The following is an 18,358-nucleotide window of genomic DNA, read 5'->3' on the forward strand; positions in this document are numbered from 1 at the left end:
AAACACTAGAAAGTGAGTTGCCATTTACCCCCGAAGAATTACAAGGTGATGATTTAGACGGTGAGGCGCAGGGAGTCGCTTCCAGCCAAGCTGAGCAGGACTTATCAAATGCGCTTTCTGAAAATAATGATTTAGATAGTTTAGAAGACGATTTTGATGATGAAATTTTAATTGAAGACGATTTTTCTGACTTAGATGTTGAGTTTGACGAAGATATTTTAGAGCAAGCGCTAACTGATGAGTTATCAGACGAGCAGCAAGAGCAAACAAATGCAGAGCGCGAAGCACAGTTAACAAACTCAGATGAAGCAGGTAGCACTAATATTAGCTCTGACGATGAACTTGATGAAGAGTTTATGTCAAATTTGACGCAAACTGATTTTGATTCATTACTTAGTGAGTTAGCGGAGCCTGAAGAATTAAGTGCTGAGGATAGCAGTGAATTTGATGTCGACTTTGACAGCTTGCTAAAAGAAGAATTAGAGGAAGATGACTCATTAACTACAAAAGAGCCACTTGTTGAAAGTAGTGATATTGAGCAACTTGATAATGATGAATTTGTAGATATAGATTCATTATTAGAAGAAAGTGAAGAGGCTGAACTTGAACACGAACCTTACACCGACGTTAATATGGATGTCGGTTTGAGTGAGTTTGATGCATTACTTGCTGGTGATAACCCAACCGATGTTGATGCTGAAAGTGGTGGTTATTCAGCTAAACTAGATTTAGCGCGTGCTTATATTGAAATTGATGATTTTGATTCTGCGCTCAAGGTCATTGAGGATGTCATCAACAAAGGCCCAGAAGAAGTTCAAGAAGAGGCACTTAGTTTAAAAGCGAAACTAAAATAACAAATTGTTAAAAAAACCCTTAATTGGTTATTCTAATTAAGGGTTTTTTTTATGGATGTTAGTTTAATTATAACAAGGGAAAGCAACGCATTAATGAAGCGGATTTTATAGTATGTAATTGTTATAAAAGAATAATTTACATCGTAATTATTAAGTTATTTGATTCATTAAAATGCTCATGTTTTTAATAAAAAGGGTATTACCGCACACCTCCTTTTATTGCGTCGAGAGATAGCATAAAATGCCGTGTTCATTAGCACAGTAGGTAAAGCAGTAATTATGCGAGTAGCACTTGGAGTTGAATACAACGGCGTACGCTATAGTGGGTGGCAACGTCAATCACATGTTAATAGCGTACAACAAGAAGTAGAAAAGGCATTGTCGCGTATTTGTAATCACCCAGTTGAAGTAGTATGTGCGGGGCGAACTGATGCGGGTGTGCACGGTACAGGTCAAATAATACATTTTGAAACTGAAGCTTCGCGTGACATGGTCGCATTTACAATGGGTATGAATACCTTATTGCCTAAAGATATTGCTATTCGCTTTGCACAACCAGTTGCTGTCGATTTTCATGCTCGTTTTAGTGCAACAGCTCGCCGATACCGCTATATTATTTATAACTCTCCTTTTCGAGGAGCGGTGTTAAACGAAGGGGTTACGCATTTTCATCACCCATTAGATGAAGTTAAAATGCAGGAAGCCTGTCAGTATTTGATCGGGACACACGATTTTACATCTTTTCGAGCGATCCATTGTCAAGCAAATACACCGACTCGCACTATTCATCATTTATCGGTACAGCGCCAAGGGTGTTACGTTATTATTGATATTAAGGCGAATGCGTTCTTACATCACATGGTACGTAATATAACGGGGAGCTTGATGGATATTGGCATACATAAGCAACAGCCCATTTGGTTGAAAGAATTACTTGATTGTAAAGAGCGTGCTAAAGCAAGTGCTACAGCTAAAGCTGCAGGTTTATACTTGGTTGATGTCGATTATCCTGAAGAGTTTAATATTCCTAAAATGCCTTTAGGTCCATTGTTTTTACCTGACGCTGAAATTTAGTTATGGTTGCCGTTAGTGTTTTTTATGAACACTTTTAACTACTAAGACCAGTTTTTTATACCGCGTTAGTGTAATTCATGTTTTAATTGAAAAAATTTGTCTGCTAATTGCTATTGGCAGGCTCGCGACACAGAACAGCATTAAGAGAGTTGCAAATGAGTTGGCTAGAAAAAATCTTACCTAAAACGACAAAATCATCAGGTCGTAAAGAAATCCCAGAAGGTGTTTGGGCTAAGTGCACATCGTGTGATTCAATTTTATATAAAGCTGAATTAGAAAAGTCATTAAACGTATGTCCTAAGTGTGACCACCACATGCGTGTTAGTGGCCGTAAGCGCCTGGAGCACTTTTTAGATGAAGGTGACCGTCAAGAGCTTGGCACACAACATGAGCCTAAAGACATTCTTAAGTTTAAAGATTCTAAAAAATACTCTGATCGTATCAGTGCAGCCCAAAAAGCAAGTGGTGAAAAAGATGCACTTGTAGCTATGAAAGGCCGATTAAAAGGTATTCCAGTTGCAGCAGTAGCATTTGAGTTCTCATTTATGGGTGGCTCAATGGCTTCTGTTGTTGGCGCTCGCTTTGTTGATGCTGTTGATCAATGTTTAGAGCATAACATGCCGCTTATTTGTTTTTCTGCATCAGGCGGTGCACGCATGCAAGAAGCGCTTATGTCGCTTATGCAAATGGCTAAAACAAGTGCTGCACTTGCAAAAATGACTGAAAAAGGTCTTCCGTTTATTTCAGTCATGACTGACCCAACTATGGGTGGTGTATCTGCATCGCTTGCTATGCTGGGCGATATTAACGTTGCAGAACCTAAAGCATTAATTGGTTTTGCGGGTCCTCGTGTTATTGAGCAAACTGTTCGCGAAACACTACCTGAAGGCTTTCAGCGTAGTGAATTTTTGCTTGAACACGGTGCAATTGACATGATTATTGACCGCCGTGAAATGCGCGATACCCTTGCACGCATTTTAGCTAAATTTATGAACTTGCCTTCTACGGAACAAGAGCATAGAGTAGCGTAAATTTCAGCTTTACTGATTACACGCTATGACAAAAAAAACTCCTAGCCAATCATCAAGCCTTGATGATTGGCTTTTTTATTTAGAAAGTGTTCACCCAGCTAACATTGCTATGGGCTTAGAACGAGTTGCTAATGTTGCTAACAATATTGGCCTGTTAAACACTCCAAGTAAAATTATTCTTATTGCCGGTACAAACGGTAAGGGCACCACAGCACGCTGCTTAGAGTCGCTATTGCTAGCGCAAGGTTTCAATGTGGGTACTTACGCATCTCCACATTTAATTCGTTATAACGAGCGTGTACGAGTTAATGGGGAAGAATTGGCAGACCAATTTCATATAGATGCTTTTCACCAGCTTGAGCAAGGCCGTAAAGACACTGCTCTGACTTATTTTGAATATGGTACTTTGGGGGCGTTGGCAATTTTTAAACGCTGTAACGTCGATTATGTATTACTAGAGGTTGGTTTAGGTGGACGCTTTGACGCTACAAATATAGTCACTCCCTTTGCAAGCGTGATCACCACTATAGACTTAGACCATAAAGAGTACTTAGGTGATACCCGTGAGTTAGTGGCTTATGATAAAGCCGGTATTTTTCGTGAAAATACGCCCGCTATTATAGGGGATTTAAATATTCCTCACACAATGACTGATTACGGCAAAGAAATTAATGCCAACATGACGCTGTCGGGCAGTGACTTTATTTTTAAAGAAAATGCTGAGAGCTTTAATTGGCAATATAAAGAACATAATCTTGAAATAGATAAGCCTGCAATACCGTGTCAAAATGCAGCTACCGCATTAACTACGCTAAGTGTTTTAAACTTATTACCTAGTGAATCAATTATACGAAGTTGTTTAGCTAATTTAGTTGTCGAAGGGCGCTTTCAACAGTTAAGTGTTGAGCCTTTAGTCTTTACCGACGTAGCACACAACCCTGAGTCGGCGCGTTATTTAGCCAATAAGTTATCAAGCTATAAAGATAAAGGCTTTAAAATTCATGCATTAGCCGCTATGCTTGCTGATAAAGATAAAGCGGGTGTATTTAAAGAAGTAAGTCACTTGGTCGATGAGTGGTCATTAGCGAGCTTAAGTGGTCCGCGAGGCGACACTGCAAGTAATTTACAAAATGCACTGCACGAATTGTCTCATCATAATACTATTAATAGCTATGATAGTGTGGCACAAGCACTGAATGTAATTTTACCAGAACAACAAAGTGATACTATGTTGATTATATTTGGTTCATTTTTCACAGTTGCTGGCGCTATTAATTACTTTAAAAAATAGAGAGGATGTCGGTGAACTCAAGTTTTATTAATCGCTTAGTCGGAACAAGTATAGTGGTGATCGCAGCAATTGTGTTTATCCCTAATATACTCGATGGCGAAAAAGTGCATTATAAAGAAGGCTTTAAAGCGATCCCAGACCGCCCTGAGTTCAAAACAATCGATCTTCAAGAGTCAATTGATGAAAATATGGCTAATGCTGAGCCACTAAAGCAAGATGAAATTGAAGACATTCAAGCTGACGATGAAGCTTTTGAGCAGCAAAGCGCGATGGATGAGAGTGATTACGCTGTGGAAGATAAAGTTGTTGAAGCAACTATAGAACCCAAAGCTACACCAATTACAAAAGCGCCTGTTCAAGCTAAGCCAGAGCCAATTGCACCACGTAAAAGTGATGAAAACCTAACGAGTATGGCCTATGTTATTCAATTAGGTAGTTTTTCACATGTTGCAAACGTTAAAGCATTACAGGCTAAATTAAAGGCTGAAGGGTTTAAAACGTTTACTAAACCGATTAAAACCCCAAATGGGACACTAACCAAAGTATTTGTTGGTCCTTCGCTTGATAAAAGTGAATTACAAAAGCAGCTCCCCCAGCTCAAAGAGCTTACTAAATTAAATGGTAAAGTTACGCAGTACGAAGTAACAAAATAATTTTAAAAAGGCTTGTATAACAAGCCCTTTTTTTATTTATTTATTTTTTTTTCATCATTATCTTTATCTCACAATACCTACACTAGAATGTTAATTTTTTGTATTAACTACAACCCAGTAATCTCCCGTTTAAACTTGCATACTAACGATGTTTGGGTATAGAATGCGCCCCAAATTAGCGACTAATTGGTTCTTATGATCTGGGTTGATTACGCCATTATTGGCATCATTGTATTGTCTACCATCATCGGTTTAATACGCGGCTTTGTAAAAGAAGCAATGTCATTAGCGGTATGGGCTGGCGCCTTTATCATCTCTAGCTTATTTTACCAATATTTAGCTTCCTTCCTAACAACCATTTCTGAACCCCTTTTAAGAAATGCGGCGGCCATAGCCATATTATTCTTTGCGACGCTACTGTTAGGCGGTTTACTAAACTACATTTTAGGTGAACTTGTACATCGTACTGGTTTATCGGGTACCGACCGTGTCTTTGGCATAGTGTTTGGTGCTCTACGAGGCGTGTTGGTCGTGAGCGCGTTACTCTTCTTTCTTGATGCTTTTACTGGTGCACCCAATACGCACTGGTGGGGCAATTCTATTTTGATTCCAGAATTTGGCTTTGTTGTTGAATGGTTCTTTTCGTACCTAGAAAACAACTCGAGCTTTTTAAATTCAGTAAACCGTTAATCGGCGAGGATAAATTACATGTGTGGTATCGTTGGAATAGTCGGAACATCCCCTGTCAATCAGGCGATTTATGATGGCTTAACTGTTTTGCAGCACCGTGGTCAAGATGCCGCGGGTATCATTACCATTGAGAATAATACGTTCAGCTTACGCAAAGCAAATGGCTTAGTGAAAGATGCCTTTCACACTCGTCATATGAAACGACTACAAGGTACGATTGGTCTTGGCCATGTGCGCTATCCTACAGCAGGGTCTTCAAGCTCATCTGAAGCACAGCCTTTTTATGTTAACTCACCGTTTGGTATAGCACTTGCCCATAATGGCAACCTTACTAATGCAGAAGCTTTAAAAGAGCAGTTATTCTCAGAAGCACGTCGTCATGTAAATACAACATCTGATTCAGAAATCTTACTCAACATCATGGCACATGAACTAAGTAAATCTGATAAGTTGCATTTAGACCCTGAAGATATATTTACTGCGGTAACCGAGGTAAATAATAAAGTAAGCGGTGGTTATGCAACAATTGCTATGATTATTGGTCACGGTATTGTTGCTTTTCGCGACCCTAATGGTATCCGTCCACTTGTATTTGGCAAACGTGAGACTGCAAAAGGCACTGAGTACATGTTCGCCTCTGAAAGCGTTGCGTTAAAACCGGACGGATTTGAGTTTGCACGTGATGTTGCCCCTGGTGAAGCTATATATGTTACAGAAGAAGGTGAATTTCATTCACTTAGTTGTGCAGATAAAGCATCTTACTCGCCGTGTATTTTTGAATTTGTTTATTTTGCTCGACCTGATTCAACAATAGACCGTATGTCTGTTTATGCAACACGCGTAAACATGGGGACAAAACTAGGCGAAAAAATTGCACGCGAATGGGCTGATAAAGACATTGATGTAGTTATCCCAATCCCAGAAACTTCATGCGATGTAGCACTGGAAATTGCACGTGTACTTGATTTACCGTATCGCCAAGGTTTTGTTAAAAACCGTTATATCGGTCGTACATTTATCATGCCTGGCCAAGAGATGCGTAAAAAATCAGTGCGTCAAAAGCTAAACGCAATTGATCGCGAGTTTAAAGGTAAAAACGTATTATTGGTTGATGACTCAATTGTTCGTGGTACAACATCAGCACAAATTGTTGAAATGGCTCGAGAGTCTGGTGCTAAAAATGTTTACTTTGCATCCGCAGCGCCTGAAATACGCTTCCCTAATGTGTACGGTATTGATATGCCTTCAGCAGCTGAGCTTATTGCTCACGGACGTGAAGTTGAAGATATTAATGCAAGTATTGGTTCTGACGGTTTAATCTTTCAATCGTTAAAAGATTTAATAGCTGCGGTTAGCCAAGAAAATCCTGAAATTACTAAGTTTGAAACCTCAGTATTTGATGGGCAATATATTACAGGCGACATTGATCAAAACTATTTAAATCGTATTGATGAGCTACGTAACGATTCAGCAAAAAGCACCCGCGAAAGTGCGATGTCTTCAAGTTTAGAGATTCACAACCAAGACGAAAACGAAGCTGATTAATAATTAGTTAATAAAAAGTCGTTACATAAAAAAAGGAGCTAATTAGCTCCTTTTTTGCGAAGGAAAGAAAGGGAACATTTCTATCAAACACGACTCTTTTTTAGCTAAACTTTATTAAGTAAACATTGGACTAACAATCCCATTTGTCCAAAGCATAGCTGTTACAGCTAAAATAATAACTAATAATATTAATCCGCACGTTACAACCGAGCTGGCATAAATAAAACCACGCTCTTCTGGAATATGCATAAGTATTGGTACGCCGGTATAAAGTAAGTAGACCGAGTAAGCTAGTGCAATAATTCCAATACACACTACAAACCAAAGTACAGGCCAAAAGGCGGCAAGCGCCGACATAAACACAGGTGTTGCAGTATAAGCTGCAAGTTCAAGTGTTTGTGTAAATGTAGGCTTAGAGCCAAATGTAACGGCCATCCAATGAGCCAAATACGCCAATGCAAAAACACCAGCTATTAAAGCAAAATACATTGCAACTGCAATTAATAGCGCACTATCGTGCGTTAAAAATACAGGATCGCCTGCGCCTATACTCCATCCTAAATAAACAGATGAGTAATAACCCATTATTGAAGGAAACAAAGCAATCAGTAAAATATGCGACAAACTATAGGTTAGACTTTCATGGCGATTATCTATTGTTTGCCATTCTTCAAGTGGGTGAGCATAAATGCCCCAGAGGTGATTTAGTATCATAGTGCTTACTCCATAAAAGGAACGTATTACTGTTTTGGTTGGTTTATTTTTATACAGTCTACGTACAGTTATGGTTCACTTATTTTGCAAAGTCAAGTTAACTCACTATTAACATTTTTGCACAGGTTAGGGCTTTGATTTATCCCAAACAAAATTTCGTGTTAAAATAATGGCATATCAAATTTATTTAGTAATGAGCAGTCAACGTGCCACATAGCCAACTTTTAGAGCCGATCAATAACTTTTTAGTGTGTACAACCCCACAGCAGTGGGTGGAGCAGGCAATTAAAAAAGAGAACTTATCAGTAATCTTAATCGATCACTTAATTTGTGAGTTAAAAGCGGCTCAAAGTGCGATGTTTTTAATACGTAAATACGCTGTTGATAAAGAGGGCAGTGATGCCTTACTCGAGTGGCTAAAGCCATTTGAAACGCTTATTTATAAGCGTGAAGGAAATTGGCGTGATCTCGCCGCTAAAAATAAGCTAACTAAATCAATAATTCCTAAATCTAATTCGCCATATGGACAAGATTTAATTGATAAAATGGTATTGTTGATAAAAGAAGAGTTGCATCATTTTTACCAAGTGCTCGAAATTATGGACGAGTACGGTGTAGAGTACCAAAGCATTACACCATGTCGTTATGCAAAAGGCATGCTTCGTCATGTTAAAACGTTTGAGCCAAACGCCCTTGTTGATAAATTAATTGTAGGCGCTTACATTGAGGCGCGTTCATGTGAGCGTTTCGCAAAGCTTGCGCCGCATGTTGACAAACGTTTAGGTGATTTTTATATTTCGCTGCTGCGCTCTGAAGCCCGTCATTACCAAGATTATCTAACTTTAGCGCAAGAAATTGCTGATTTTGATATTACCGAACGAGTTAAAGAATTTGGCGAGATTGAAGCCGAATTAATTTCATCACAGGATGAAGATTTTAAGTTTCATAGTGGCCTGCCAATAGCAGAAAGCTAATTTTCTTTTAAAAAATTAATGTATTCAGCTGTTTTTTGATTGCTGAAATTGTGTTTCTTCATGATTTCAGCAATGCTTTCGTTTTCAATTATTATATCAATCCCTCTATTAAACTTTTGTAAGTACTCTTTTGCCCTGTAATTTGATTTAGAGACAACTAAATATAGTTTATGAGAAGCAATATCTGGCAATAAGTACTCAATTTTATTCTTATCTAAATCAACTTCGTTATTGTGCTCAAGCCAATACTTCCCTACTTCTTTAGTGCCTGCGACCAAATCAATACGTCCTTGTTGTAGCAGGTATAAACTTGTAGGAAGGCTTTTAGTGGATGTTATTGCCAGCTCAGTATTTCTTGTAAACTCTTGGCTTACAAAGGCATTGTCTTCTGTACCAATACTATAAGGTATTAATGATTTAACTGTACCATCGAAGTTAATAGCACTCTCTTTGCGTTTAAAAATTCCTGAATGAGCAACTGCAAGTGGGCGAGAGTAGTAAAAAACTTCATTTCTTTTTATTGAATAAAAAGCGCCTAAAATAGCTGTTTTTCTCTTTTTTTCTAATAGCTTTAGGGCGCGGTCCCATGTCGTAAACTCGGCTTCGCTATTAATGCCTTGAGTTTTAAGGGCTGATTGAGTGATTTCATATAACCAACCGTTATCAGGAAGGTTTTCGCTAAAATAGGGAGGGTAGTTTTCAGTAACAATTTGCCATGTTTGCTCGCTAAATACTTTGGTAGGAATGGCAATTACTACGATGAAAATTAACAGCTTAATCATTAAACCTCTCACTATTATTCAAATATATAGTTAAATAATAGTCAGGATTTTAAATTATGCGAAAGGCGTGCTAATTAATTCTTGTGATTGAGGGGTAACGACTAAATAAGAGCCTTGGGTATACCAGTCACCTAGCACTGTACGAGTAAGCGTTTGTTCATTAACTTTATAGGTATGAACATTAGGGCGGTGAGTATGACCATGAATCATATTAGTAACGTTATGTTTGGCAAAGGTGGCAAGCACGGCTTCATCTACAACGTCTAAAATTTCGATAGGTTTATCAGCTTGGCTCAACTTACTTTTTTCACGGGCATTACGCGCTATTTTTTTACGATACCAAAGTGGCATTGCAAGCATTAATTTTGGCCACCACCAACCACGGCTTTTTTTACGAAATTTTTGATACTCAGTATCTTGAGTACACATTTCGTCGCCATGTAAAATAACGGTAGGCGTACCATATAAATCAATGACTGTTTGTTCATCGAGTAAAGTCATTGCGGCCATGTCTGCATATTGCTTGCGCATGATGAAATCACGGTTGCCATGTATAAAATAAACAGGTGTCCCACCATCATTAACGGCGCTTAAATGCTTTGCTACATCGGCACTCAGCGCTGTAATGTAGTCATCTCCAACCCATACTTCAAAAAAATCACCCAAAATATAAAGTGCATCTACATCTTTATTTAGTATATGCGTATTTAAAAAGTCAAAAAATGCAGCGCTAATGTCGGGGCGGTTTTCGCTTAGGTGTAAATCTGCAATAAAGTAAGTTTGGCGAGTCATAGGTCAGTCTTTTCGATATAAATAAAGCGGGCGTATACACATTGGTAAATGCCCGCTGATACTCCACATTACGCGGGTAAACTTACTATTAGCTAACAGTAACGCTTTCGATGATCACATCTTCAAGAGGCACGTCTTGGTGAAAACCAGTACTACCTGTTGCTACGCCTTTTATTTTATTTACTACGTCCATGCCTTCTACTACTTCAGCAAAAACACAGTAACCCCAGCCTTGCGATGTTTCGCTGCTGTGGTTTAAAAAGTCGTTGTTATTCACGTTAATGAAAAACTGCGCTGTAGCTGAATGAGGATCAGGTGTACGTGCCATTGCTAAAGTACCTATCTTGTTAGATAGGCCATTATTAGCTTCATTTTTAATTGGGTCGTTAACTTCTTTTTGTTCCATACCTGGTACAAAACCACCGCCTTGAACCATAAAACCATCGATTACACGATGAAAGATAGTGCCGTTGAAAAAATCAGCATTTGCATACTCTAAAAAGTTTTTAACAGTGTTTGGAGCTTCTTGCTCAAACATTTTAATGGTGATGTCACCAAAATTGGTGTGTAGAACAACCATGTGTTTTCCTATATCTGGTTTAAATATTGGCGCTATTTTATCGTAGTTGGCTAAGATTAACAAAGTAGATGTTTGGTTTGTTATAAAGCGCTAGAGCAGGGGCTTTTCAAGTGGTAACATAACTGTTCAAGTAAATAGTCAAGGACTCAAAGTAAATGGTAAATATATACAACACACTCACGCGACAAAAAGAGCAATTTAAACCTATGGTCGAAGGCAAAATCGACATGTATGTGTGTGGTATCACCATTTATGATTACTGCCATATTGGACACGCTCGTACTTTTGTTGGTTTTGACGTTATTGTGCGCTACTTACGTCATATTGGTTACGATTTAAAATATGTACGTAACATTACAGATATCGACGATAAAATAATTAAACGTGCAAATGAAAATGGTGAGTCAATAAACGACTTAACTGTGCGCATGACTAAAGCGATGCATGAAGATTTTGATAGCCTAAATATGCTACGCCCAGATGTTGAACCAACAGTTACAAGCCATATGGATGAAATTATCGTTATGGTTAAGCGCTTGATTGAAAAAGGCCATGCCTATGTTGCAGCTGATGGCGATGTTTTGTTTGATGTATCAACGTTTGAGCAATATGGTGCGCTTTCTCAGCAAGATTTAACTATGTTGCAATCGGGCTCTCGCGTAGAAGTGGCTCAAGATAAAGACGATCCGCTTGATTTTGTGTTATGGAAAAAAGCCAAAGCAGGTGAGCCATCATGGTCATCACCGTGGGGTGAAGGGCGTCCTGGTTGGCATATTGAATGTTCGGCAATGAGCTCAAAACACTTAGGTGAGCATTTTGATATTCACGGTGGGGGGTCTGATTTACAGTTTCCACATCATGAAAACGAAATTGCCCAGTCGTGCTGTGCAAACAACGGCAAGTATGTAAATACATGGATACATACTGGCATGGTGCAAGTAAATAAAGAAAAAATGTCTAAGTCGTTAGATAACTTTTTTACTGTGCGTGAAGTTTTAAAAGCATACGATGCCGAATCTGTTCGTTACTTTTTAATTTCAGGGCATTACCGCAGCCAATTAAATTACTCACAAGAAAATTTAGACCAAGCGCGTTCATCACTTGAACGCATTTATACAGCGCTTCGTGATGTCGTACCGGTAGAGTGCGACTTAGAAGGCAATGAGTTTGTTGCTAAGTTTAGAAAAGCAATGAATGATGACTTTAATACACCAGAAGCACTACCTGTGTTGTTCGAACTTGCTAAAGAATTAAACCGCGTAAAAGAAAGTGACGCAGGTCAAGCTGGCAAGTTAGCGTTTATACTGCGTAGCCTCGGTGAAGTGTTAGGTGTTGCTCAACAAGCACCGGAAGCTTTTTTACAAGGTGGGCAAGATGACGACGAAGTTGCGACAATTGAAGCATTAATTGTAAAACGTAATGAAGCACGTGCTAGTAAGGACTGGGCTGCTGCTGATGAAGCACGTGATGCACTTAATGCATTAGGTGTAATACTTGAAGATTCAGCTGGTAAAACAACGTGGCGTAAAGCGTAAGCGTTTAAAGTTATTCAGGTCAAACTAAAAAAGGGTTGCCAAATGGCAACCCTTTTTTGATTTTTTAACAGCTTAGCTGTGATACTTTTCACACGCTTCAAGTGTGTTTTCAATTAAGCTTGCGACAGTCATCGGGCCAACGCCACCTGGTACAGGTGTAATAAAATGCGCTTTTTGTTCGGCCACACTGTATTGAACATCACCGACTAATTTACCCGTATCTAAGCGGTTAATGCCCACATCGATAACAATAGCGCCTTCTTTTATCCAATCTCCCGGTATAAATTCAGGTTTACCGACAGCCACAACTAATAAGTCAGCGCGGCGAACATGTGTTTCTAAGTCTTGAGTAAATTTATGGCACACAGTGGTAGTACAACCTGCTAATAAAAGCTCTAACGACATTGGACGACCAACAATATTTGACGCGCCAACGACAACTGCATGCATCCCTTTATAGCGTACACCCGTTGAATCAAGTAATGTAATAATGCCTTTAGGCGTACATGGGCGAAGGGCAGGCATACGCTGTGCTAATCGACCAATGTTATATGGATGAAATCCATCAACATCTTTATGTGGGGTAATACGTTCTAAAATCTTTTCAGCATCAAGACCTTTTGGCAGTGGTAACTGCACTAAAATTCCATCAACTTCGGCATCATTATTTAGCTCGTCAATTAAATCTAAAAGAGTTTGCTCTTGTGTGTCTGCTGGTAAATCAAATGATTTAGAGATAAAACCGACTTCTTCACAGGCCTTACGTTTTGAACCAACATAAACTTGGCTTGCTGGATCAAGTCCTACAAGTACTACTGCAAGTCCTGGTGCACGTAAACCATTTGCTACACGTTCACTTACGCGTTCTGCTACAGCGCTACGTACTTGTTTTGCGATTGCCTTACCATCAATGATGTTTGCCGTCATGGGTGACCTTTAATTGGGGTTAATTAACTAGATACCGATACTCTAAAAACGAATGCATAATAAAATAGGGGTAAAAATGCTAATAAAGAAAAATACGCTCTTTATTTAACTCGTTTTATAATGTGCCTACTATTTTCGCAGAAAAGCATAGCAGCGCCAAGTTGCTTTTAAGGTATATAACGTTTGAGCTGTTAAATAGTTTAAAATTCAGCCGACTATTGTAATATTTAACCATTGTGCACTAAAAATGAGCACTTGATTGGTTTTCTTAAAAAAACGTTTGACCTAACCCCGTCAAATCACTATTATGCACCCCGTTGTCAACGAGGTCACTCGCTAGCAATAATAAGTTTCGGCGATTAGCGCAGTTTGGTAGCGCACTTGGTTTGGGTCCAAGGGGTCGCAGGTTCAAATCCTGCATCGCCGACCATTTTTTTATAATTTTTTATAATCGAATAGCTTATTGGTAAACTATGAAGTTTTCGATGCGCCCATAGCTCAGCTGGATAGAGCAACGCCCTTCTAAGGCGTCGGTCGAAGGTTCGAATCCTTCTGGGTGCACCATTTGAAAACATGTAAATATAGCGGTGATTGTAGCTCAGTTGGTAGAGCCCCGGATTGTGATTCCGGTTGTCGTGGGTTCGAGCCCCATCAGTCACCCCATTTACAACGAATATCGGCGATTAGCGCAGTTTGGTAGCGCACTTGGTTTGGGTCCAAGGGGTCGCAGGTTCAAATCCTGCATCGCCGACCATTTTCTTAAAATGGTCTTAAACTCTCAGTTTAAGTGTTCAGTATGAAAAAAGAAGTTAACTCTTCAATGTCGGCGATTAGCGCAGTTTGGTAGCGCACTTGGTTTGGGTCCAAGGGGTCGCAGGTTCAAATCCTGCATCGCCGACCATTTTCTTATCCAATAAGAACAATAAGTAAACTCCTCTAAGTTATAAATCTAAATCTGTTAGCCTATAATTCTATTAAATAATTTCTATTTTATTCTATTTAGTCCGTAGTTAGCCTGTTTTTTATTCAGTTAGTCTTTATAGTCCCTTATCTAGTCCAAATAATTGCCCCCTATACTCGACTATCATAAATATTAGGTTATAATGCCGCGTCTATTGTTTAACATAGTGCCCGAAGGGCAAAGCAGCAATGGTGTCTCATGGTAGCGACGGATGCTTTTAAGTGTGGAAAACCGCTTAAACTTTATCAAGACTCATGCAGAACACTTTGTTTGTAAAGGAAGGCGAACAGTCGCCAAAATTGAATATTGAGGTAAATCATGCAAGTTTCTGTTGAGACGACCCAAGGCCTTGAGCGCCGTATAACTATCACCGTTCCTTCAGAGAACGTTGAGACCGAAGTAAAAAAACGCCTACAACAACTGTCAAAAACACAGCGTATAGATGGTTTCCGTGCTGGTAAAGTTCCAGTATCTGTAATTAACAAGCGTTTTGGCCCTGCAGTTCGTCAAGAAGTTGCTGGCGAAGTAATGCAACGTAATTACATTGAAGCAATCGTTTCTGAAAAAATCAACCCAGCTGGCGCGCCTACATTCGCTCCTAAATCACTTGAAGCAGGTAAAGATTTAGAATTCTCAGCAACGTTTGAAGTTTACCCTGAAGTTGAAGTTCAAGGTTTAGATAAAATTACTGTTGAAAAACCAGCAGTAACAGTAACTGACGAAGATTTAGCTAACATGCTAGAAACACTTCGTAAGCAACACGCAGCGTGGGCTGATGTTGATGCAGCTGCTGGCGAAAACGACCGTGTAACAGTTGATTTCGTAGGTACTATCGACGGTGAAGTATTTGAAGGCGGCAAAGCTGAAGACTTCCCATTAGAACTTGGCCAAGGTCGTATGATCCCAGGTTTTGAAGATAACATCGTAGGTAAAAAAGCAGGCGAAGAAGTAGTTGCTGATGTAACTTTCCCTGATGATTACCACGCTGAAAACTTAAAAGGTAAAGCGGCTCAATTCACTATCACAGTGAAAAAAGTTGAAGCGCAAGAATTACCAGAATTAAGCGAAGAGTTTGCAACTAAATTCGGTGTTACCGAAGGCGGCGTAGACGCGCTTAAAGAAGAAGTTAAAAAGAACATGACACGTGAGCTAGACCAAGCGGTTAAAGCAAGCGTTAAAGACCAAGCAATCAAAGGTCTTTTAGCTAACAACGAAATCGAAGTGCCTAAAGCACTTGTTGATCAAGAAGTTGATGCTCTACGTCAGCAAGCAGCTCAACGTTTTGGCGGCGACGCTCAAAACATGCCAGAGCTTCCAGCTGAATTGTTCCACGAGCAAGCTGTAACACGTGTAAAAACTGGCCTTTTATTAGGTGAAGTGATTAAAGCTAACGACATCAAAGTTGATGATGCTAAAGTTGAAGCATTAATCGCAACAGTAGCTTCTGCATACGAAGATCCAACTGAAGTAGTAGAATACTACAAAGGTAATGATCAACTTATGCAGCAAATGCGTAATGTAGCAATGGAAGAGCAAGCTGTTGAAGCTATTTTAGCTAAAGCAGTTGTTACTGATGTTGAAAAAGCATTTGATGACATCATGAATCCACAGCAAGGTGCTTAATAAGTCATTGACTTAAGCTCTCGCTAACGATTAAATGGCTCGTGTTACTCTGTTTATACAGCGTGCCCGGGCCATTTTAGTTTTTGGCTCTAAATTTGCGAAAAACGATAACTATGCTTCCTTATAATAAGGATAAGTATAAGCGCATAAGGAATTAAATAAGTATGAATACTGGTATTACAGATCCCCTAAATGCATTGGTCCCAATGGTTGTTGAACAAACACCAAAAGGCGAGCGCTCGTATGATATTTATTCGAGATTATTAAAAGAGCGTATTATCTTTTTAACAGGTCAAGTTGAAGACAACATGGCAAATCTGATCTTAGCGCAAATGCTATTTTTAGAATCAGAGAACCCTGATAAAGATATCTTTTTATATATCAACTCACCAGGTGGTTCAGTAACTGCGGGTATGGCTATTTACGACACAATGAACTTCATCAAACCAGATGTAAGTACAATATGTGTAGGTCAAGCTGCAAGCATGGGTGCTTTTTTACTTACTGCTGGTGCTAAAGGTAAGCGTTTTTGCCTACCAAACTCACGTGTGATGATTCACCAACCATTAGGTGGTTTCCAAGGTCAAGCATCTGACTTTGAAATACACGCTAAAGAAATTCTGTCTATTAAAGATAAGCTTAACCGCTTAATGGCTGAGCATACAGGCCAACCATTAGATATTATCTCTAAAGACACTGATCGTGATAACTTCATGAGTGCTTCGCAAGCTGTAGATTACGGCTTGGTAGACTCTGTGTTTACAAATCGCGACAAAAAGTAAGCGCTTGGTAAGCAGGACTACCTGTTTGCCACTTTGAGTTACTATGCGAAAACCAATAAATTTTGGTATAGTTAAAGCGTATTGAAATAGCCGCCAATAGTTTTGGTGGCCAACGTAATAAAATGAGGTAGCTGAATGTCTGACACTCCTACAGACGGCGACAAAAGTAATAAATTGTTATACTGCTCTTTTTGTGGCAAAAGCCAACATGAAGTGCGTAAATTAATTGCAGGCCCTTCAGTATACGTTTGTGATGAATGTGTAGAGTTGTGTAACGATATTATCAGGGAAGAGATCAAAGACATTGCTCCTAAGCATGATACGTCTGACAAACTACCTGTACCAAAAGAAATTCGTAAACACTTAGACGATTATGTTATTGGTCAAGATCATGCTAAAAAAGTATTGTCTGTTGCCGTTTATAACCATTATAAACGCCTACGTAACCAGTCGACTAAGCAAGACATTGAATTAAGTAAAAGTAATATTTTGCTTATCGGCCCAACAGGTAGTGGTAAAACATTACTTGCAGAAACATTAGCGCGCCTACTTGACGTGCCGTTTACTATGGCCGATGCCACTACATTAACCGAAGCAGGTTATGTAGGTGAAGATGTTGAAAACATCATTCAAAAGCTTTTACAAAAGTGCGATTACGATGTTGAAAAAGCACAGCGCGGTATTGTCTACATCGATGAAATTGACAAGATTTCTCGTAAATCAGATAACCCTTCAATTACGCGCGACGTATCAGGCGAGGGCGTTCAACAGGCGCTACTTAAACTGATTGAAGGCACCGTTGCTTCTGTTCCACCGCAAGGTGGTCGTAAACATCCACAGCAAGAGTTTTTACAAGTAGATACATCTAAAATCTTGTTTATTTGTGGTGGTGCATTTTCAGGCCTAGATAAAGTAATTGAGCAACGTAGCCATAAAAACACCGGTATCGGTTTTGGCGTTAGCGTAAAAGAGTCTGCGGCGAGTCGTTCTTTAAGTGAAACATTTAAAGATGTAGAGCCAGAAGATTTAGTTAAATATGGCTTAATTCCTGAGTTCATAGGCCGTTTGCCGGTAGTGGCTACGTTAACAGAACTTGATGAAGCAGCTCTTGTACAAATATTGAGTGAACCTAAAAACGCGATTACTAAACAGTTTTCAGTATTGTTTGGTATGGAAGACGTTGAACTTGAGTTTCGCGATGATGCCTTAGCTGCAATTGCCCACAAAGCAATGGAGCGTAAAACAGGCGCACGTGGTCTTCGTTCAATTGTTGAAGGCGTATTACTTGATACTATGTACGAGCTTCCTTCAATGGATGATGTAAGCAAAGTAGTTATTGATGAAACCGTTATTAAAGGTGAGTCAGATCCAATCTTGATTTATGAAAATAATAAACAAGATAAAGCTGCATCAGAATAGTTTTTAAGCTATTTGAATGGAAAAAGGAGCCTTAGGCTCCTTTTTTTATAATTAATTTAATCGAGTTAGGGAAAATTGTTGAACTTTAATTAGGTTATCCCCATATACTTGAGTAATCTTTAAAATAAATG

17 protein-coding genes and 5 tRNA genes are annotated in these 18,358 nt (G+C 39.2%); 17 read left to right on the plus strand and 5 right to left on the minus strand.

The window, feature by feature from the left end:
• The 7 genes from H5157_RS20910 to purF form a co-directional block, all read left to right on the plus strand.
• The coding region (locus tag H5157_RS20910; protein WP_310735998.1) for a FimV/HubP family polar landmark protein at window positions 1-854 on the plus strand (854 nt) is incomplete at its 5' end.
• 279 nt (window positions 855-1,133) lie between these two features.
• Window positions 1,134-1,928 carry a tRNA pseudouridine(38-40) synthase TruA gene (truA, locus tag H5157_RS08420; protein WP_165724236.1) on the plus strand — a complete coding sequence of 265 codons (795 nt, stop codon included), beginning with the start codon at window positions 1,134-1,136 and terminating at the stop codon, window positions 1,926-1,928.
• 155 nt (window positions 1,929-2,083) lie between these two features.
• Entirely contained in the window at window positions 2,084-2,959 is an 876-nt protein-coding gene (gene accD, locus H5157_RS08425) for an acetyl-CoA carboxylase, carboxyltransferase subunit beta (protein WP_007376856.1), read from the plus strand.
• 25 nt (window positions 2,960-2,984) lie between these two features.
• Window positions 2,985-4,250, plus strand: coding sequence for a bifunctional tetrahydrofolate synthase/dihydrofolate synthase (folC, locus tag H5157_RS08430; protein ID WP_182724523.1), 1,266 nt, complete (start codon window positions 2,985-2,987; stop codon window positions 4,248-4,250).
• Between the two features lie 11 nt (window positions 4,251-4,261).
• Window positions 4,262-4,903, plus strand: coding sequence for an SPOR domain-containing protein (locus tag H5157_RS08435; protein WP_002958357.1), 642 nt, complete (start codon window positions 4,262-4,264; stop codon window positions 4,901-4,903).
• A 195-nt stretch (window positions 4,904-5,098) separates the two neighbouring features.
• Window positions 5,099-5,593: a CvpA family protein gene (locus tag H5157_RS08440; RefSeq protein ID WP_002958356.1), complete on the plus strand. Its 495-nt coding sequence runs from the start codon at window positions 5,099-5,101 to the stop codon at window positions 5,591-5,593.
• 18 nt (window positions 5,594-5,611) lie between these two features.
• Entirely contained in the window at window positions 5,612-7,138 is a 1,527-nt protein-coding gene (gene purF, locus H5157_RS08445; RefSeq protein ID WP_182721380.1) for an amidophosphoribosyltransferase, read from the plus strand.
• Between the two features lie 114 nt (window positions 7,139-7,252).
• Here purF and H5157_RS08450 read toward each other — a convergent pair whose 3' ends face one another.
• Complete coding sequence (locus H5157_RS08450; RefSeq protein ID WP_024596370.1) at window positions 7,253-7,852, minus strand: Yip1 family protein; 600 nt, start codon at window positions 7,850-7,852, stop codon at window positions 7,253-7,255.
• Between the two features lie 206 nt (window positions 7,853-8,058).
• Here H5157_RS08450 and miaE point away from each other — a divergent pair, with 206 nt between their 5' ends.
• On the plus strand, window positions 8,059-8,826 hold the full coding sequence (miaE, locus tag H5157_RS08455) for a tRNA isopentenyl-2-thiomethyl-A-37 hydroxylase MiaE (protein WP_182696375.1): 768 nt from the start codon (window positions 8,059-8,061) through the stop codon (window positions 8,824-8,826).
• On the opposite strand, the gene H5157_RS08460 is transcribed toward miaE, so the two are convergent.
• The 3 genes from H5157_RS08460 to H5157_RS08470 form a co-directional block, all read right to left on the minus strand.
• Window positions 8,823-9,608: an ABC transporter substrate-binding protein gene (locus tag H5157_RS08460; protein ID WP_182724524.1), complete on the minus strand. Its 786-nt coding sequence runs from the start codon at window positions 9,606-9,608 to the stop codon at window positions 8,823-8,825. The two genes, miaE and H5157_RS08460, sit on opposite strands and share 4 nt — an antisense overlap.
• Window positions 9,609-9,662: 54 nt before the next feature.
• Window positions 9,663-10,400 carry a UDP-2,3-diacylglucosamine diphosphatase gene (locus tag H5157_RS08465; RefSeq protein WP_002958351.1) on the minus strand — a complete coding sequence of 246 codons (738 nt, stop codon included), beginning with the start codon at window positions 10,398-10,400 and terminating at the stop codon, window positions 9,663-9,665.
• A gap of 88 nt (window positions 10,401-10,488) precedes the next feature.
• The gene (locus H5157_RS08470) at window positions 10,489-10,980 is read right to left on the minus strand and encodes a peptidylprolyl isomerase (protein ID WP_002958350.1); all 492 of its coding nucleotides are present in this window, start codon (window positions 10,978-10,980) and stop codon (window positions 10,489-10,491) included.
• Between the two features lie 155 nt (window positions 10,981-11,135).
• On the opposite strand from H5157_RS08470, the gene cysS reads away from it, so the two are divergent.
• Window positions 11,136-12,515, plus strand: coding sequence for a cysteine--tRNA ligase (gene cysS / locus H5157_RS08475; RefSeq protein WP_024596371.1), 1,380 nt, complete (start codon window positions 11,136-11,138; stop codon window positions 12,513-12,515).
• Window positions 12,516-12,587: 72 nt separating this feature from the next.
• Here cysS and folD read toward each other — a convergent pair whose 3' ends face one another.
• Window positions 12,588-13,442, minus strand: coding sequence for a bifunctional methylenetetrahydrofolate dehydrogenase/methenyltetrahydrofolate cyclohydrolase FolD (gene folD / locus H5157_RS08480; protein ID WP_002958348.1), 855 nt, complete (start codon window positions 13,440-13,442; stop codon window positions 12,588-12,590).
• A 353-nt stretch (window positions 13,443-13,795) separates the two neighbouring features.
• Between folD and H5157_RS08485 the strand changes: the two genes are divergently transcribed.
• From H5157_RS08485 to clpX, 8 genes are all read left to right on the plus strand, one after another.
• Window positions 13,796-13,872: transfer RNA gene (locus tag H5157_RS08485), tRNA-Pro, on the plus strand.
• A 57-nt stretch (window positions 13,873-13,929) separates the two neighbouring features.
• A tRNA-Arg gene (locus H5157_RS08490) sits at window positions 13,930-14,006 on the plus strand.
• Between the two features lie 23 nt (window positions 14,007-14,029).
• A tRNA-His gene (locus H5157_RS08495) sits at window positions 14,030-14,105 on the plus strand.
• A 14-nt stretch (window positions 14,106-14,119) separates the two neighbouring features.
• Window positions 14,120-14,196, plus strand: a tRNA-Pro gene (locus tag H5157_RS08500).
• Between the two features lie 70 nt (window positions 14,197-14,266).
• Window positions 14,267-14,343 (plus strand) — tRNA-Pro (locus tag H5157_RS08505).
• A gap of 378 nt (window positions 14,344-14,721) precedes the next feature.
• On the plus strand, window positions 14,722-16,026 hold the full coding sequence (gene tig / locus H5157_RS08510; protein ID WP_002958347.1) for a trigger factor: 1,305 nt from the start codon (window positions 14,722-14,724) through the stop codon (window positions 16,024-16,026).
• Window positions 16,027-16,190: 164 nt separating this feature from the next.
• Window positions 16,191-16,808, plus strand: a complete 618-nt coding sequence (gene clpP / locus H5157_RS08515) for an ATP-dependent Clp endopeptidase proteolytic subunit ClpP (protein WP_002958346.1) — start codon at window positions 16,191-16,193, stop codon at window positions 16,806-16,808.
• A 135-nt stretch (window positions 16,809-16,943) separates the two neighbouring features.
• Complete coding sequence (gene clpX / locus H5157_RS08520; protein ID WP_002958344.1) at window positions 16,944-18,227, plus strand: ATP-dependent protease ATP-binding subunit ClpX; 1,284 nt, start codon at window positions 16,944-16,946, stop codon at window positions 18,225-18,227.
• The last annotated feature ends 131 nt before the right edge of the window (window positions 18,228-18,358 follow it).

This window comes from Pseudoalteromonas sp. SG43-3, assembly GCF_014164385.1.
Classification (GTDB): Bacteria; Pseudomonadota; Gammaproteobacteria; order Enterobacterales; family Alteromonadaceae; genus Pseudoalteromonas; species Pseudoalteromonas distincta.

Excerpts from the sequence above, each read along its gene's own strand:
- H5157_RS08465 (WP_002958351.1), bottom strand. The coding sequence starts at position 10,400 with ATGACTCGCCAAACTTACTTTATTGCAGATTTACACCTAAGCGAAAAC.
- folD (WP_002958348.1), bottom strand. The coding sequence starts at position 13,442 with ATGACGGCAAACATCATTGATGGTAAGGCAATCGCAAAACAAGTACGT.
- folC (WP_182724523.1), top strand. The coding sequence starts at position 2,985 with ATGACAAAAAAAACTCCTAGCCAATCATCAAGCCTTGATGATTGGCTT.
- cysS (WP_024596371.1), top strand. The coding sequence starts at position 11,136 with ATGGTAAATATATACAACACACTCACGCGACAAAAAGAGCAATTTAAA.
- purF (WP_182721380.1), top strand. The coding sequence starts at position 5,612 with ATGTGTGGTATCGTTGGAATAGTCGGAACATCCCCTGTCAATCAGGCG.
- truA (WP_165724236.1), top strand. The coding sequence starts at position 1,134 with ATGCGAGTAGCACTTGGAGTTGAATACAACGGCGTACGCTATAGTGGG.
- clpP (WP_002958346.1), top strand. The coding sequence starts at position 16,191 with ATGAATACTGGTATTACAGATCCCCTAAATGCATTGGTCCCAATGGTT.
- H5157_RS08470 (WP_002958350.1), bottom strand. The coding sequence starts at position 10,980 with ATGGTTGTTCTACACACCAATTTTGGTGACATCACCATTAAAATGTTT.
- accD (WP_007376856.1), top strand. The coding sequence starts at position 2,084 with ATGAGTTGGCTAGAAAAAATCTTACCTAAAACGACAAAATCATCAGGT.
- H5157_RS08450 (WP_024596370.1), bottom strand. The coding sequence starts at position 7,852 with ATGATACTAAATCACCTCTGGGGCATTTATGCTCACCCACTTGAAGAA.
- H5157_RS08460 (WP_182724524.1), bottom strand. The coding sequence starts at position 9,608 with ATGATTAAGCTGTTAATTTTCATCGTAGTAATTGCCATTCCTACCAAA.
- clpX (WP_002958344.1), top strand. The coding sequence starts at position 16,944 with ATGTCTGACACTCCTACAGACGGCGACAAAAGTAATAAATTGTTATAC.
- H5157_RS08440 (WP_002958356.1), top strand. The coding sequence starts at position 5,099 with ATGATCTGGGTTGATTACGCCATTATTGGCATCATTGTATTGTCTACC.
- tig (WP_002958347.1), top strand. The coding sequence starts at position 14,722 with ATGCAAGTTTCTGTTGAGACGACCCAAGGCCTTGAGCGCCGTATAACT.